This is a genomic window from Rhodococcus sp. Leaf278, assembly GCF_001426085.1.
Taxonomy (GTDB): domain Bacteria; phylum Actinomycetota; class Actinomycetes; order Mycobacteriales; family Mycobacteriaceae; genus Rhodococcoides.
This window is the reverse complement of the sequence record NZ_LMRR01000004.1, coordinates 46252-62116: the sequence shown is the minus strand read 5'-3', so window position 1 is coordinate 62116 and position 15865 is coordinate 46252. Positions and strand designations below refer to the sequence as shown.

At 65.1% G+C, this 15865-nt stretch carries 12 protein-coding genes, 1 other RNA gene and 1 pseudogene; 6 read left to right on the top strand and 8 right to left on the bottom strand.

The annotated features are described in order from the left end of the window. Positions 1-7: 7 nt before the first annotated feature. The 3 genes from ASG84_RS05785 to ASG84_RS05775 form a co-directional block, all read right to left on the bottom strand. Positions 8-3055, bottom strand: a complete 3048-nt coding sequence (locus ASG84_RS05785) for a bifunctional [glutamine synthetase] adenylyltransferase/[glutamine synthetase]-adenylyl-L-tyrosine phosphorylase (RefSeq protein WP_057476066.1) — start codon at positions 3053-3055, stop codon at positions 8-10. 125 nt (positions 3056-3180) lie between these two features. Beyond that, the gene (gene glnA / locus ASG84_RS05780) at positions 3181-4521 is read right to left on the bottom strand and encodes a type I glutamate--ammonia ligase (RefSeq protein ID WP_057476065.1); all 1341 of its coding nucleotides are present in this window, start codon (positions 4519-4521) and stop codon (positions 3181-3183) included. A 102-nt stretch (positions 4522-4623) separates the two neighbouring features. Next, complete coding sequence (locus tag ASG84_RS05775) at positions 4624-6186, bottom strand: alpha/beta hydrolase (protein ID WP_057476224.1); 1563 nt, start codon at positions 6184-6186, stop codon at positions 4624-4626. Positions 6187-6269: 83 nt separating this feature from the next. Between ASG84_RS05775 and ASG84_RS05770 the strand changes: the two genes are divergently transcribed. The 4 genes from ASG84_RS05770 to pip all read left to right on the top strand — a co-directional run bounded on the left by ASG84_RS05770 (position 6270) and on the right by pip (position 10406). After that, positions 6270-8000 (top strand): NAD+ synthase, encoded by a 1731-nt coding sequence (locus ASG84_RS05770; RefSeq protein WP_156399401.1) that lies wholly within the window; start codon positions 6270-6272, stop codon positions 7998-8000. Between the two features lie 118 nt (positions 8001-8118). Then, positions 8119-8970, top strand: a complete 852-nt coding sequence (gene panB, locus ASG84_RS05765; RefSeq protein ID WP_057476063.1) for a 3-methyl-2-oxobutanoate hydroxymethyltransferase — start codon at positions 8119-8121, stop codon at positions 8968-8970. 31 nt (positions 8971-9001) lie between these two features. Next, positions 9002-9448, top strand: coding sequence for a hypothetical protein (locus ASG84_RS05760; RefSeq protein ID WP_057476062.1), 447 nt, complete (start codon positions 9002-9004; stop codon positions 9446-9448). Position 9449: 1 nt separating this feature from the next. Next, the gene (gene pip / locus ASG84_RS05755) at positions 9450-10406 is read left to right on the top strand and encodes a prolyl aminopeptidase (protein ID WP_057476061.1); all 957 of its coding nucleotides are present in this window, start codon (positions 9450-9452) and stop codon (positions 10404-10406) included. Here the strand turns inward: pip and ASG84_RS05750 are convergent. From ASG84_RS05750 to rnpB, 3 genes are all read right to left on the bottom strand, one after another. Continuing rightward, a complete protein-coding gene (locus tag ASG84_RS05750; RefSeq protein ID WP_057476060.1) occupies positions 10396-11826 on the bottom strand; it encodes an RNB domain-containing ribonuclease in 1431 nt (476 codons plus the stop codon). The two genes, pip and ASG84_RS05750, sit on opposite strands and share 11 nt — an antisense overlap. Positions 11827-11828: 2 nt before the next feature. Continuing rightward, positions 11829-12011, bottom strand: coding sequence for a hypothetical protein (locus ASG84_RS05745; RefSeq protein WP_032379104.1), 183 nt, complete (start codon positions 12009-12011; stop codon positions 11829-11831). A gap of 61 nt (positions 12012-12072) precedes the next feature. Continuing rightward, positions 12073-12514, bottom strand: an RNA gene (rnpB, locus tag ASG84_RS06830) — RNase P RNA component class A. Positions 12515-12577: 63 nt separating this feature from the next. On the opposite strand from rnpB, the gene ASG84_RS05740 reads away from it, so the two are divergent. Next, complete coding sequence (locus tag ASG84_RS05740; protein WP_057476059.1) at positions 12578-13102, top strand: DUF1697 domain-containing protein; 525 nt, start codon at positions 12578-12580, stop codon at positions 13100-13102. Beyond that, positions 13099-14349, top strand: a complete 1251-nt coding sequence (locus tag ASG84_RS05735) for an SLC13 family permease (RefSeq protein WP_057476058.1) — start codon at positions 13099-13101, stop codon at positions 14347-14349. The genes ASG84_RS05740 and ASG84_RS05735 overlap by 4 nt, the downstream gene beginning before the upstream one ends. 58 nt (positions 14350-14407) lie before the next feature. Here ASG84_RS05735 and ASG84_RS28715 read toward each other — a convergent pair whose 3' ends face one another. Continuing rightward, the gene (locus tag ASG84_RS28715) at positions 14408-14707 is read right to left on the bottom strand and encodes a Uma2 family endonuclease (protein WP_057476057.1); all 300 of its coding nucleotides are present in this window, start codon (positions 14705-14707) and stop codon (positions 14408-14410) included. Next, positions 14691-15853: pseudogene (locus ASG84_RS26855) on the bottom strand (IS30 family transposase). Before ASG84_RS26855 ends, ASG84_RS28715 begins: the two are co-directional and overlap by 17 nt. Between the last annotated feature and the right edge of the window lie 12 nt (positions 15854-15865).

Below are 15865 nucleotides of genomic sequence, written 5' to 3'. Positions count from 1 at the left end.
GATGGGACTAGGCACCGCCGAACGTCCGCTCCACCACTGCTTTTGCCCGACGCGTGACGCGCAGGTAGTTGTCCAGGAACGCCCCCGCGTCGCCGTTCTCCCACCCCGCCACCTGCGCCACGGCGGACAGCACCGCACCGGGGGCCGGCAGCTGGTCGGTCGGTTTGCCGCGCACCAGAACGAGCGCGTTGCGCGCTTTCGTCGCCAGGATCCACGCTTCGCGTAGCAGTTCGATGTCTGTTTCGCTCATCAGCTCGGCCGCCCCGATCGCGTCGAGAGATTGCAGCGTCGAGGTGTTGTGCAGCGAAAGAACTTTGTGCGCGTACCGGAGCTGGATCAGCTGGACCGTCCACTCGATGTCGGCCAGTCCCCCGCGTCCGAGCTTGGTGTGGGTCGCCGGGTCGGCTCCCTTGGGGAGCCGTTCGGAGTCGATCCGTGCCTTGATACGGCGAATTTCACGAACGGCGTCGGCGGACACTCCACCCTCGGGATAACGCACCTTGTCGGCCATCAACAGGAACCGAATACCGAGGTCTTGGTCACCGGCCACCTGGTGCGCGCGCAGCAGTGCCTGCACTTCCCAGGCCTGCGCCCACTGCGAGTAGTAGGCGGCGTACGACGCCAGGGTGCGCACCACCGGCCCGTTGCGCCCTTCTGGTCGCAGGCCGGTGTCGACCTCGAGCGGCGGGTCGGTGCTGGGCGCTCCGAGCAGTTTGCGGATGCGGTCGGCAATGGTGTTGGCCCACTTGACTGCAACGGTCTCGTCGATGCCCTCCACCGGTTCGCAGACGAACAGCACGTCCGCATCGCTGCCGTAGCCGAGTTCGCCGCCGCCGAGCCGCCCCATGCCGATGACGGCCAGAGTTGCCGGTGCCGGTTCGCCGCGCTCGATCTCGCTGGCTCTGATGGCAGCGGCAAGAGCCGCATTGATGACGGCGGCCCAGACCGACGACAGCGCCCGGCATACCGCAGGCACGTCGAGCATGCCGAGGATGTCTGCCGACGCCACCCGGGCCAGCTCGTGACGCCGCAGCGCCCTGGCCGCGTTGATCGCCCGCACCGGATCCTCGTAACGGGCCGAGGACGACAGGATGGCGCGATAGGTCTCTTCGGGCTCGACATCGAGAAGTCGCGGGCCGGTGGGGCCGTCGGCGAACAGCCGAATGACCTCGGGGGCCTTGATCAGCAGATCCGGTACGTACGCCGAGGATCCGAGCACGATCATCAACCGCTGAGCCACTGCGCCTTCGTCGCGAAGTACCCGCAGGAACCAGGTCTGCTCACCTGCCGATTCCGACAGTCGGCGATAGTTGAGGAGACCGGCGTCCGGGTCGGGGGTGTCCGCGAGCCACTCCAGCAGAGTCGGAAGCAGCACGGCCTGGATCTGACCGCGGCGGGTGCCTGTGCCGACGAGCGCGCGCAGGTGACCCAGTGCGTTCTGCGGGGTCTGGTATCCGAGCGCGGCGAGCTGTCGGGTCGCGGCATCCGGAGTCAATCGCACTGTCTCCGAGTCGAACTTGACCACCGAGTCCAGCAGTGGCCGGTAGAAGAGCTTGGCGTGCAGTCGCCTGATGCGTTGCGCGTTGCGCTTGATCTCGGCGTTCAGTACGCCGAGAGCGTCGCGATTGCCGTCCGGTCGCATGTGCGCCGAGCGTGCCAACCATCGCAGAGCTTCCTCGTCGTCCTGCGGAGGCAGGGTGTGCGTGCGCCGCATCCTCTGCATCTGCAGGCGGTGCTCGATCAGCCGCAGGAATTCGTAGGACGCCGTCAGATTCGCGGCGTCGTCGCGGCCGACGTAGCCGCCCTCGGTGAGTGCGGTCAACGCGTCGGTCGTGCCGAGCACGCGTAGCGACTCGTCGGTACGACCGTGCACCAATTGCAGGAGCTGGACGGCGAATTCGACGTCCCGCAGACTGCCGCGTCCGAGTTTGATCTCCCGTTCACGAAGCTCGGGCGGCACCATCTCTTCGACGCGACGACGCATCGCGCGCACTTCCGGCACGAAGTCCTCGCGCTGACTGGCCAGCCACACCATAGGGTTGACCGCGTCGACGTAGTCGTTGCCGAGTGCGATGTCACCGGTCATCGGCCTGGCCTTGAGCAGCGCCTGGAACTCCCAGGTCTTGGCCCACCGCTTGTAGTACGCCACATGCGAATCCAGGGTGCGGACCAGTTCGCCGCGTTTGCCCTCGGGACGCAGGGCGGCGTCAACCTCGAAGAATGCGGACGATCCGATGCGCATCATCTCACCCGCGATGCGGCTGGCCTGCGCGTCGGCGGGTTCGGCGACGAACACGACATCGACGTCGGATACGTAATTGAGTTCGCGCGCACCGCATTTGCCCATGGCGATAACCGCCAGCCGCATCGGACACGGGGCATCGGGACACACGGTCGCCACGGCTACCGACAGAGCCGCGGTGAGCGCCGCGTCTGCCATATCGGACAGTTGGGCTCCCACGACCGTGTACGGCAGGACGGGTTCGTTCTCGACGGTCGCGGCGAGGTCGTATGCCGCCAGCACCATGATCTGGTCGCGGTATTTCTTGCGCAGTGCGATCACCGCGGGCGGCCCGGTGACGGACGCCCGATACAGATCGGGCGCGGCGTTGGGCCCGGTCTCCGGCTCGGCCCCGACGGCCTCGAGCAGTTCGGCGACCAGCGTTGCCTTGGTGGGCAATTGGATCTTCGCCGATACTCCGCTGCTCTGACCTTCTGCGGTCAGCAACAATCGCCAGGTGGTGTCGTCGGCAACGAGGTGGTCGGCGAGCGCGCTGGACGCGCCGACGAGACCCAGGAGCCGGCCACGGAATCCCTTGTCGTCACGGAGTGCGGCGTCGAACTCCGCCCAACCGGCACCGAGCAACTCGTACATTCGCACCAGAGTGCGCAGCGCGAGATCGGCGTTGGGGGCACGCGAGAGCGACCACAGCAGTTCGAGGCTTTCTTCACCCGTCCAACCGAGGGTGCGCAAGTCGTTCGGAGCAGATTCTTCGACAAGACCGAGACGGCCCGGCCCGGGAACGACGGATCTCGAAGTCGGAGGACGCACCATCAGAATCCACCTCGGCGTGCCACAGTTTTACCCCGTCGTCGGTAATGCGGCGCGAGGGTGCCCGCGCCGGCATCGGAACTACATTCTCGATCGACTAGAACGTAGCCCATGACGTACCTGGGTTGTTAAAGACCCAGGTACGCCCTCAGCTCGTACGGCGTGACGTGACTGCGGTATTCCTCCCACTCACGACGCTTGTTGCGCAGGAAGAAGTCGAACACGTGCTCGCCCAGCGCTTCTGCGACCAGCTCGGAACCCTCCATCGCGTTCAACGCCTGATCGAGGTTGCCGGGCAATTCCTTGTAGCCCATGGCGCGACGCTCGGCGGAAGTCAGTGCCCACACGTCTTCCTCGGCCTCGGGCGGGAGGGTGTAGCCCTTCTCGATTCCGCGCAGACCGGCCGCCAGGAGTACTGCGAACGCCAGATACGGATTGCAGGCGGAATCGGGGCTACGAATCTCGACGCGACGCGACGAGGCCTTGTTCGGGGTGTACATCGGCACGCGGATCAGCGCCGACCTGTTGGCCGGTCCCCAGGACGCGGCGGTAGGGGCCTCGCCGCCGCGTACGAGCCTCTTGTAGGAGTTGACCCACTGGTTGGTCACCGCACTGATTTCGTTGGCGTGCTCGAGAATGCCGGCGATGAAGGACTTGCCGGTCTCCGACAGCTGCATCGGATCGTCCGGGTTATGGAAGGCGTTGGTGTCGCCCTCGAAGAGGCTCATGTGCGTATGCATCGCCGAGCCGGCCTGATCGCTGAACGGCTTGGGCATGAACGTCGCGCGCACACCCTCTTCGATGGCGACCTCTTTGACCACGTAGCGGAAGGTCATGATGTTGTCGGCCATCGACAGAGCGTCGGCGTACCGCAGGTCGATCTCCTGCTGTCCGGGTGCAGCCTCGTGGTGGCTGAACTCCACCGAGATCCCCATCGACTCGAGTGCGTCGATGGCATGCCTGCGAAAGTTCGGGGCCGAATCGTGCACGGCCTGATCGAAGTAGCCGCCGTTGTCCGCGGGGGTCGGTGGTGAGCCGTCCTGGGGAGCATCCTTGAGCAGGAAGAACTCGATCTCGGGGTGTACGTAGCAACTGAATCCGAGGTCTGCGGCCTTGCTCAGCTGGCGACGCAGCACGTGGCGAGAGTCGGCCCAGGACGGCGAGCCGTCGGGCATGGCGATGTCGCAGAACATGCGAGCAGAGTGCTGGTGGCCCTTGCTGGTGGACCACGGAAGAATTTGGAACGTCGAGGGATCGGGCTTGGCGACCGTGTCGGCCTCGGAGACTCGGGCGAATCCTTCGATGGCGCTACCGTCGAAGCCGATTCCCTCGTCGAATGCACCTTCGAGCTCGGCGGGGGCGATGGCCACCGACTTCAGATACCCGAGAACGTCGGTGAACCAGAGGCGGACGAAACGAATGTCGCGCTCTTCGAGGGTCCGGAGCACGAATTCCTTTTGACGATCCATGAACGCGAGAGTAAGCAAACGGAGTTAAATCTGTGTTACATCGTGAATTCAGTCTCACTTCGTGAAACTCTCTGCCCACATCGCGACGGGTGAGGTAGCAGGTCAGCAGCGCAATCCGTCACCCGGCGGGACCAGATCGACGAGGTAATTCACCAGCGGATCGTCGATGCAACCCACGCCCGAGAACGCCACCGTGTGCTGGGTGCCCTCGTAGGTCACGAGATTCCCTCGCAGCTGCGCAGCCAATTCCACTCCGGCCTGATACGGAGTGGCCGGGTCGTTGGTCGTCGACACCACTACCAGCGTCGGCAGCCCCTCGACGTCGACGACATGCGGGTCGCTCGTGTTCGGCACCGGCCAGAACGCGCACAGGTCGAGCGGCGCGTTGCCGGTGGCTCGGCCGTCGTCCAGATACGGCGCGGCAGCGCGGAACCTGGCGTCGGCCTCGTCGGCCGCCGCCCGGTCCGTGGTCGGCGGCCCGTCCACGCATCGGACGGCATTGAACGCGTCGTCGATGTTCGTGTAGCTACCGTCCTCCAGCCGCCCCGAGTAGGTGTCGGCGAGGCGGAGCAGGGTGTCGCCCCGACCGTCGCGTAGTTCGTTCAACCCCGCCCGCAGCAGCCGCCACAGCTGCTGCGAGTACAGAGCCTGCTGAGCCCCGGTGATCGCGTCGTCGTAACTGAGGCCCCGGGGGTCGGTCGTCTCGGCGGGACGGTCGATCAGTGGGTCGACCAAGGATCGAAACTGTGCGACGGCCTGCGCCGGATCGGTTCCGAGCGGACAGGTGTCGGTCTGTGCACAATCGGCGGCGAACTGATCGAACGCGGTCTGGAACGCCGCGCCCTGGGCGACGGCCTCGTCGACGGGTGACTGGTCGGGGTCGAGCGCACCGTCGAGCACCATCGCCCGAACGTTCGACGGGAATTCCTCGGCGTAGGCGGTGCCGATGCGGGTGCCGTAGGAATAGCCCACGTACGTCAACTTCTCGTCGCCCAGAATTGCCCGGATGACGTCCATGTCGCGCACCACTTCTCTGGTGCCGACGTGCTCGAGTATGTCTGCTCCGGTCCGGTCGACGCACTGGGCGGCATAGTCTCGATGCTCGGCCTCGGTGGCTGCGATGCCCTCGGGGCTGACATCGACGTCCGGCTCGCGCCGTTCCTCGTCGACCTCCTCGGATGTCAGACAGCGCACCTCCGGTTCGGAGGCCCCGATCCCGCGCGGATCGAATCCGATGCGATCGAAGCGGTCGGCAATGGCGGTGCCATCGGCCTGGGTCGCCAGATACAGACCCGAAGAGCCGGGGCCGCCGGGGTTCATCAGGATCGATCCGATCTTCTCCCCCGCCGCCCGCGTCCGGGATATCGCGACCTCGATGGTCGTGCCGGTGGGATCGGCGTAGTCGAGCGGCACGGTGACCATCGCGCACTCGACGGAGTCACCCAGTTCGCTGCCGTCGGTGTTGTACCGATCGCAGGACTCCCAGTCGAGCGTTTGGTCGTAGAACGCCTCCAGACCCGCAGGAACAGGACCGGCAACCGAAGCCGATGCTTCGGGCCGATCGGAGGACTCCGGTGCGGCAGTGGGCTCGGGGCCGGAGCACCCTGCGAGCAACACGGCGATGGCGGACAGCGCCATGGCCGTGTTCCTGGTGCGCGTTCTCATGGCACGATCGTGCCAGGTCTCTTCGACCACACTCCATTCCCGCTGCCCGGCAGGGACGGCCGCCGAGCACTAGCGTCTACGTGGTGCAGGCCCTCCGACTCGCCCTTGCCCAGACCAACTCCGTCGTCGGCGATCTGACGGCGAACTCCGCCGCAATCGTCGAATGGACGGTCCGCGCCGCCCACGACGGTGCCAACGTGGTGGTGTTTCCCGAGATGGCCCTGACGGGATATCCCGTGGAGGACCTGGCTCTTCGGCCGTCGTTCGCCGCCGCGTCGGTCGGAGCCCTGACCGAATTGGCCACGGCTCTCGATGCCGCCGGCTGCGGCGACCGCATCGTGGTGGTGGGCTACCTCGATCGCGATGCCGGGGGCTCCCGTAACAGTGCCGCGGTGATCGTCGACGGACGGGTGGCAACTCGCTACGACAAGCACTCCCTTCCCACCTACCGAGTGTTCGACGAGGCCCGATATTTCGCTCCCGGATCCCGCTTGAGCATCGTCGAGATCAACGAGGTCAGGCTCGGAGTTGTTGTCTGCGAGGACATCTGGCAGTCAGGCGGGTCGGTGGCAGCATATGGGGCAGCGGGTGTCGACATGTTGCTCTGCCTCAACGCCAGCCCCTTCGAGCGAGGCAAGAACGAGGTACGGCACTCCATCGCCGCGCGCCGGGCCAACGAGATCGGCGTCCCGATCGCCTACGTGAACGTGGTCGGCGGACAGGACGAGCTGGTGTTCGACGGGGCGAGCTTCGTCATCGGCCCCGACGGTTCCACTTGGGGGCGCTCCCCGCAATTCGTCGAGCATCTGTTGATCGTCGACGTGGACGCGCCCACCGATCCACGTCCCGACGCGGTCGCGGTGCCCGGTTGGGGCATCGATCGGGTAACTCTGCCCGACGTCGCGATCACCGGCTGGCAGCGAGCCGAGCCGTTTCTGTCCGACGTTGCCTGTGCCGAGGAACAGGTGTGGGGCGCGCTGGTGACCGGCTTACGAGATTACGTGCACAAGAACGGCTTTCGTTCTGTGGCTCTGGGTTTGTCGGGTGGCATCGACTCGGCGGTGGTTGCGGCCCTCGCCGTCGATGCCCTCGGCAGCGATGCTGTGCACGCAGTGTCGATGCCGTCGACGTACTCCTCGGGTCACTCCCGCACCGATGCAGAGGATCTTGCGTCGCGCACCGGTATCCACTTCAGCGTCGAGCCCATTGCCGACATGGTCGCCTCCTTCGTCGACCAGCTGCACCTGACCGGACTGGCCGAGGAGAACATTCAGGCGCGCTGCCGCGGCATGACGCTGATGGCACTGTCGAACACATTCGGCCATCTGGTTCTGGCCACCGGCAACAAATCCGAACTGGCCGTTGGCTATTCGACCATCTACGGCGATGCGGTCGGCGGCTTCGCGCCGATCAAGGACGTACCGAAGTCGCTCGTGTGGGAGTTGGCGCGGTGGCGGAACAAGTCCGCTGCCGACCGCGGAGACGTACCTCCGATCCCCGAGTCCAGCATCGACAAGCCGCCGTCCGCCGAGCTCAGGCCCGGACAGCTCGACACCGACTCGTTGCCCGATTACGACGAACTCGACGCGATCCTGTTCAGGTACGTCGACAACGATCAGGGGTACGACGACATCGTTGCGGCCGGTTTCGACGCGGCGGTGGTCGCGGACATTCTCCGTAAGGTCGATGGGTCGGAGTACAAGCGGCGTCAGTATCCGATCGGCAGCAAGGTCACCTCTCGCGCCTTCGGGCGCGACCGCCGGATGCCGATCACCAACGGGTGGCGGGACTACGCAACACCCGATCCACTGTGACGAATTGCACTGTCCGGAGCGTTCCGGCGGAACCTGCGCAGTGGCAGACTCGTCGATGTCATCACACCCCATCCCGGGGACCCGCCGAGCGGGCCTCGAGGACCAGAAAGGGACAAAGATGTCCGAAACTGCTGTGTACGGCGGCTCCTCCGACGAAGTACCTTCCAGCGCGTTGACTCGTAAGACCCGCACCCACCACCTGTTGCAGATGAAGGCAGAGGGAGAGCGCTGGGGAATGCTCACCGCGTACGACTACTCCAGTGCGCGCATTTTCGAGGAAGCCGGCGTTCCGGTTCTCCTCGTCGGTGATTCTGCTGCGAACGTCGTCTACGGCTACGACACCACCGTCCCGATCACGGTCGACGAACTGCTTCCGCTGGTCCGTGGAGTGGTCCGCGGTGCGCCGCACGCTCTGGTTGTCGCCGACCTACCCTTCGGAACCTACGAGGCCTCGCCGCAGCAGGCTCTGGAGACGGCAGTCCGGTTCATGAAGGAAGGTCTCGCAGGCGCGGTCAAGCTCGAAGGCGGCGAACGCGTCGCGGGCCAGATCGCCGCCATCACTGCCGCGGGCATTCCGGTAATGGCCCATGTGGGCTTCACTCCGCAGAGTGTCAACACCCTCGGCGGCTTCCGGGTGCAGGGCCGCGGCGACGCGTCCGAGCAGCTGGTGGCCGACGCCATCGCGGTCCAGGAGGCCGGTGCGTTCGCCGTCGTCATGGAGATGGTTCCCGCCGACATCGCCGGACAGGTCACGCGCAAGCTCACGATCCCGACGGTGGGCATCGGTGCGGGCAACGAATGCGACGCACAGGTACTGGTGTGGCAGGACATGGCCGGATACACCAACGGCAAGACCGCGAAGTTCGTGAAGAAGTTCGCCGACGTCGGCGATTCACTGCGCACCGCGGCCACCACGTACATGTCCGAGGTTCGCTCGGGCGTGTTCCCCGGACCCGAACACAGCTACTGATCTTTCCGGTTCGGATGGCACACTCGAGGCCATGACAACCAGACGGGGTACTACGTCCATCGCAGGTAGAAGCGCAGTCGCACTGGCCGGTGCGGCTGCGCTGCTCACTCTCGTGGGCGCATGCAGCACCGATACCACCAACACCGGTTCGTCGTCCACGACGACGGTCGCACCGACCACCACGATCACGTCGACGCCTGCGCAAGCAGTGATCACCGATGCCCAGAAGCAGCAGTTGTGCACCGATCTGGAAGCGCAGCTGTCCAATTGGCGCGTTCAGGGTCCCACGCTCGGGCGGGGCGGTCTGAATATTCTGGTGCAGACCTGGGCGGCGCAGAGCGGCGTCATCAACCTGCAGGTGGTGCAGAACCGGGCGATCGTCGACGACATCACGACCGAGACGTGTTCGGACGTTCGAGACGAGGCCATCCGCTCGCTCGACATTCCGGACCTGGCGTCGGGTCTGGTGGGCTTCTAGGATGCGGGCTCTGTATCCCGAGATCGACCCCACCGAGACCGGCCACCTCGATGTCGGCGACAGCCAACAGATCTACTGGGAAGTCTCCGGAAACCCGGAGGGTGCGCCGGTGGTGTTCGTCCACGGCGGTCCGGGCGGTGCCACAAATCCGTTGCAGCGGCGCTACTTCGACCCGCAGGCCTACCGGATCGTGTTGTTCGATCAGCGGGGCTGCGGGCAGTCGACCCCGCACATCGCCGACGGCGCCGATCTGTCGGTCAACAGCACCGACCGGTTGATCTCGGACATGGAGAAGCTCCGGGATCACCTAAGTATCGACACGTGGTTGGTGTTCGGCGGTTCGTGGGGCTCGACGCTGTCACTGGCCTACGCGCAGTCGCACCGCGATCGCGTGCGCGGGCTGATCCTGCGAGGAATCTTTCTCGTACGGCCGTCGGAGATCGACTGGTACTACGGGGGCGGTGCCGGCCACCTCTTTCCCGATCTGTGGGAGAAATTTCTCGCACCCATTCCGGAGGGCGAACGCGACGGCAATCTCGTCGAGGCGTATCACCGGCAATTGATGTCCGAGGACTACGAAGCCGCGACGCGAGCAGCGGTGGCGTGGTCCACCTGGGAGGCGGCAACGAGTTACCTGCTGCCGAAACCCGATGCAGTGCAAGACAACTCGGATCCGCGGTTCGCCCTCGCATTCGCCGGTATCGAGAATCACTACTTCCGCAACAACTGCTTTCTCCAAGAGAATCAGCTGCTACGCGACGCGCACCTGCTCGACGGAATTCCAGGTGTCATCGTGCAGGGCCGCTACGACGTCGTATGCCCGGCAACGAGCGCGTGGGCGCTGCACAAGGCCTGGCCGGGTGCCGATCTCGTGATCGTCGACGACGCTGGGCATTCCGCGGCCGAGCCCGGCATCGTGCACCACCTCGTCGACGCGACCGACCGCTTCAGGCCGTGAAGGGCGAGTAACCGAAAGCGATCTTGCGCGAGTCGGTGTCGGCCTGGGTCAGCCGGACCGCCACCGACTCCCCCGCAGGGGGTTCGCCGTCGCACTTTCCGATGACGATCGGATTCGACACGAGTACCTCGGCATCTCGCTTGCCCTCGGCACCGCGAAGCACGATTGCATCGAATTCCTCGCCCACTCGATCTTTCAGGACATGAGCCTCGGTGAGGTCGACGCAGGCACGATCCACTTTCGACGCCGTCGAATCGGATCCGCGCATGGTGGCGGGTAACTCCGGCAATGCCTGCGTCGCCCAGTCCGGTACAGGCGATCCGGCTACGACGGCCAGGCACACCTCGGTGGCGAAGCGATCCGACAGCCGACGCAGTGGTGCCGTCACATGGGCGTACGGCGCACCGATTCCCGAATGCTCGACCGATGCGTCACTGTCGGCGGGGTTCGTCGAGCGGTCGACCGCGAGGTAGTCCGCCCCGCGCAGCAACCCGGTCGCCTGGGTCATCATCGCGAGAGTCGACGGCTCGTCGGTGGGCAGGCCGGCCAGCACCGACCCGGCGGATGCTCCTGCGGGCCAGTCGATTCCGAGTACTGTTGCCGTCTTCTTCAATGTTTCCACGGATTCGGACGAGGCAGGCGGCAGGGTGCGTACGATGCCGATTCCGGCGTCGAGCATGATTCTGGCGGCGCACATCCCCGTCAACAGCGATACCTCGGCGTTCCACCCGTCCACCGCAGTGCGTGGTTGCAGGACGATGCGCCAGCCCTGCCCGTCGGGCACCACTTCCTGCTCGGGCAGGGTGATGTCGATGGCTCCGCGGCGTCTGGCGGCGTTCGCCCGTTGCGATCCGAATTCCGCCAGCGCTGCGATCGAGGGATGTGGAGTTCCCGCGTCGACGTCGGCTTGAACTCCGGCGTAATCCAGCCGTGCGACAGATCGCACCAGCGCGCGGGTAACCGTCCAGGCAGCTGCTTCGCCGACGTCGTCGAGTTCGATGGTCCACAGAGCGGCGCAGCGAGTTTGCCCCTCCAGCAGGCTGCCCGAGCCCTCCGACAACTCACGGGGGTGCAGCGGCACAGATCCGTCGGGCAGATAGAACGTCTGGCCGCGTCGGCGGGTTTCCGCGTCGAGCGCTCCCCCGGGCATCACCAGCGCGCCCACGTCGGCGATCGCGTAGTGCACCACCAAGCCGTTCGACGTCTTCTCGATGTGTACGGCTTGGTCGAGGTCCTTCGAGCCGGGCGGGTCGATGGTGACGAAGGGAATGTCGGTGCGGTCGATCCTGCTGTCGGCGTGCAGATCTCGGGCGTTCTGCGCGTCGTCCAACACCGCTGCGTCGAAGACATCGGACAGACCGAACTCCGATCTGACGGCCTCGAAATCGAAGTTCGGAGCCCTCAGCCGGGTGAGCAGCACCGTCAGTTGTTCCAGTCGTCGTCGGAGTCGGCTGCCTTGTTCCGCGCGGCCGCGATCTTCAGCGCCTGTTCTGCAGTGGCCTTGTCCGGATACGGGCCCATGCGGTCGAGGGCGTTGGTCTCCTTGCCCTGCACAACCTGCTTGGTGCTGATGTCGTAGTACCAGGAGGTGTCGTCGTCGGTCATGACTTCCAGTGTGCCCCATGGAGCGACGCAGTAGGAGAAACTGCGCGAGAAATGATGAGTGCGAACGAGTCGGCCTGTAAGCCGGATCCTGTCTGCCGTTCCCGCTTTCGCCGGTTCGACGTCGACGACCATCCATCTGGGCACACCGTTGCCGGGTACCTCGAGCAGTCCACCCGCAGGCTCGGGCGAGCAGCCCTCGAGCACCTGCGCAGCTGCACCACTTTCGCGGTGCAGCCTTCGACCTTGCTCCGGGCGGGGTTTACCTAGCCACCCCAGTCACCTGGGGTGCTGGTGCGCTCTTACCGCACCGTTTCACCCTGACCTGCAATTCGATTCCGAAGAACCGATCCGCAGGCGGTCTGTTTTCTGTGGCACTGTCCCGCGAGTCACCTCGGGTTGCCGTTAACAACCGCCCTGCTCTGTGGAGTCCGGACTTTCCTCGGCCCGAAGCGCGACGGAACTGATCCGCCGGTCCTCCGAGCCGCAGCCGTCCGGCCAACTCGTTCGCGATTGCACAGCCTACTCGGCGATCCTCGCGCGCCGGACACCGAACTACAGTTCCCCCTATGAGTGAATGGGTCGTGTTGCTGCGCGGCATCAACGTCGGCGGCATCAACATCAAGATGGTCGACCTACGTGCGGCGCTGAGCGCGGCCGGCTTCACGAATGTCCGCACGATTCTGGCGACCGGCAATGTGCTGCTGCAGTCTCCGCTGACCGCCGCCGCCTTGAAAGCACAGGTGGAAAGCACGCTCGCCCAGGCATTCGGCTACCAAGCCTGGGTTGTCATGCTCGACGTCCCGGCACTGGACGCGATAGTGGAGTCCTACCCGTTCGACGCCGAACGGGAAGGCTGGCATCCTTATGTGGTGTTCGGCAACGACGATAGCCATTTGACCGAATTGTCCGCTCTTGCAGACGAACTCGACCCCGAACTGGAAAGGATTGCCGAAGGGAACAGCGTGCTCTACTGGGAGGTGCGAAAGGGCAACACCACCGACAGCACGTTCGGGAAAGCCACGGCAAAGGCGAAGTACAAGGCCACGACCACCACGCGAAACGTGCGCACTCTCGTGAAGATTCTCGCGTGACCGTTCTCGCTGCGGCATTGGTCGCCGCCGTCCTCGTCTTCGCCATCGTTCGCCCGCGCGGTCTCCCCGAGATCGTCGCCGCACTTCCAGCGGCAGCCGTCGTTCTTCTCGTCGGCCTCGTCAGCCTCGATGCCGCACGTGAGCAGGTACTCGAGCTCGCTCCCACCGTCGTGTTCCTGGCGTTCATCCTGATCCTGGCGCATCTGTCGGATGCCCTCGGTGTCTTCACCTGGATCGCCGCGAAGCTACGCCGCGGATCCAAGGGCAGCCCCCGCAGACTGCTCACCCTCGTGTTCGCAGCCGCCGCGGCAACCACGGCCGTGCTGAGCCTCGACGCCACCGTGGTTCTCCTGACACCGGCCATCATCGGTGCCGCTCGCATCCTGGGGATGTCGCCGCGTCCACACAGTTACGCCACTGCGCACCTGTCCAATTCGGCGTCGACTCTGCTGCCGGTGTCGAACCTGACCAACCTGTTGGCCTTTGCCGCAACCGGCCTGACCTTCCTGCACTTCACCGCGTTGATGGCACTGCCGTGGATTTTCGCGGTCGCTATCGAACTAGCGGTGTTCCTGATCTTCTTCCGCAAGGATCTGACCGGCACGGGGGCCCCACCGAGCAGTCCCACCGAGCAGGACACCGACGACGTGCCCGCACCGCGCAGCACGCTGCTCATCCTCGGTGCGACACTCGTCGGCTTCGCTGTCGCGGGATTGTTCGATATCGAACCGTTCTGGGTCGCTGCGGTGGGGTCGATTGCGCTCGCGATCCCGGCACTTCGAGCTCGGCACACCACACCTCGCGCCATACTGCGCGGTGCCGATCTTCCGTTCTGTGGCTTCGTCTTTCTTCTCGGCATCGTCGTTCTCGGCGTGACAACCGGTCCGATCGGCGACTGGCTGGCGCGAATCCTGCCGTCCGACACCACCTTCGCGTCCCTGCTGGCCGCAGCTGCCATCGCGGCGGTGGCGTCGAACATCGTCAACAACCTGCCCGCGACCCTGCTGCTACTGGCCGCGTTCGGTGCCGACGCTCCCCCGTCGTTGTTGTTGGCCATGGTGATCGGGGTGAACCTCGGCCCCAACCTCACCTACGTCGGGTCGCTGGCGATCATGCTGTGGCGACGCGTCGCATCGGCCAATGGCGAGCCAGCGGATCTGCGAACGTTCACCGTACTCGGCGTCATCACCACACCGCTGACCATCGTGGGTGCGGTGGCGGGCCTGTGGCTTGCGCTGCAGATCTGAGCCTTGCCAGTCGGGCCGCGATTCGAGCGGGATAAGTCGCGAAAAAAGCAGAATCAGCTCAGCTCAGCGCGGCGTCGAGGTCGATCGTCACCGGTAACGGGGCTTCGATGACGCACAGCCCTCGGCGGACCTGTTCGACATAGCCGCGCGAACTCAGATCCAGCGTTGTCAGCGTGGCAGCCTCCGGATCGACAATCCAGTAATGCTCGATCCCCGCGTCGGCGTACTCGCTGCGCTTGGTCACCACATCGGTACGCCGAGACCCAGGCGAGATGACCTCGACGACCAGAACGACGTCCTTCGCGTACAGCGCCTCGGGTGAGTCGATTTCGCAGACGGGTTCACGTGGTCGTCGCAACGAGCAGTCGTTTGTTGTACTCCTCCAGGGGAGTATCCCACCCCAGGGTTTTTCTGGGGCGGTTGTTCAGTAAAGCGGCGACCTCGTCGAGTCGTTCGGGCCCGTGCACCGACAGATCGGTGCCCTTCTTGAAGTACTGACGGAGCAGACCGTTGGTGTTCTCGTTGGTGCCCCGCTGCCACGGGGAGTGCGGATCACAGAAATAGATCTGCACCCCTGTGGCGATGGTGATCTCGGCATGCTTGGCCATCTCCCGGCCCTGATCCCAGGTGATCGAACGCATCAGTGCCGCAGGCAGTTCCGTGATCTTCGCCGTCATCGCCTCGGCCACCGACGCGGCGGAATGATCGGTGGGCAGATGCAGCAACATCACCAACCTCGACGTCCGCTCGACCAACGTCCCGATCGCCGACCCGCCCTTGGTGCCGATGATCAGATCACCCTCCCAATGGCCGGGAACGTTGCGGTCGGCGACCTCGGCGGGCCGCTCGGAAATGTTGACCATCCCCGGGATGCGTGATCGCCGTTCGGTGGTACGGCGATGCGCGAGACGCACCGGCCGACCCGTCCGAAGGTGCCTGGTCAGCTCCTTGGTCAGGCCACCTTTGCTCTGAACGTACAAGCTTTGGTAGATCGTTTCGTGCGACACATGCATCCCGTCGAGTGAGGAAATTCCTTCCTCAGTGTCGCCGAGATCTGTTCGGGCGAGTAGTCCAACTCGAGCAGCGCCTGCACCCGATCCCGCAGTAACGGTGTGAGCTCGAGCTTGCCCTTCTTCGGGCGTTTGGCTGCCTTTCGGGCATCACGTTCGGCCTGATGCGGCTTGTATCGACCTCGAGAATAAGTGTGCCGCTTGAGTTCTCGACTGATCGTCGACACCGCTCGGCTAAGGCATGTCGCGATCGCGGTCATCGTCCACCCGTCCCGGACACCGTCGGCGATGAACTCCCGTTCCTCCAGTGAGAGGAAACGGCCCGTTGGCTCCGGTGTCGAGCGTGGCCGCACACCACCGCGTTCGTACACCCAATTCCAGCCGCTGCCCTCGCTGATCCCGACCGCGAGGGCAGCGTCCTTGACCGTCACGCCACTGCTACGCAGTGACCAGAACGTCATCCGAACCTGATGAGAGAAACCCGGGTGAACCATCGCAAACATCCC

Bases quoted from the DNA above. Each gene is read 5' to 3' on its own strand.
- ASG84_RS05740 (WP_057476059.1), top strand. From the start codon at position 12,578: ATGAGTGAATGGGTCGTGTTGCTGCGCGGCATCAACGTCGGCGGCATC.
- glnA (WP_057476065.1), bottom strand. From the start codon at position 4,521: ATGGATCGTCAAAAGGAATTCGTGCTCCGGACCCTCGAAGAGCGCGAC.
- pip (WP_057476061.1), top strand. From the start codon at position 9,450: ATGCGGGCTCTGTATCCCGAGATCGACCCCACCGAGACCGGCCACCTC.
- ASG84_RS05785 (WP_057476066.1), bottom strand. From the start codon at position 3,055: ATGGTGCGTCCTCCGACTTCGAGATCCGTCGTTCCCGGGCCGGGCCGT.
- ASG84_RS05775 (WP_057476224.1), bottom strand. From the start codon at position 6,186: ATGAGAACGCGCACCAGGAACACGGCCATGGCGCTGTCCGCCATCGCC.
- ASG84_RS05745 (WP_032379104.1), bottom strand. From the start codon at position 12,011: ATGACCGACGACGACACCTCCTGGTACTACGACATCAGCACCAAGCAG.
- panB (WP_057476063.1), top strand. From the start codon at position 8,119: ATGTCCGAAACTGCTGTGTACGGCGGCTCCTCCGACGAAGTACCTTCC.
- ASG84_RS05760 (WP_057476062.1), top strand. From the start codon at position 9,002: ATGACAACCAGACGGGGTACTACGTCCATCGCAGGTAGAAGCGCAGTC.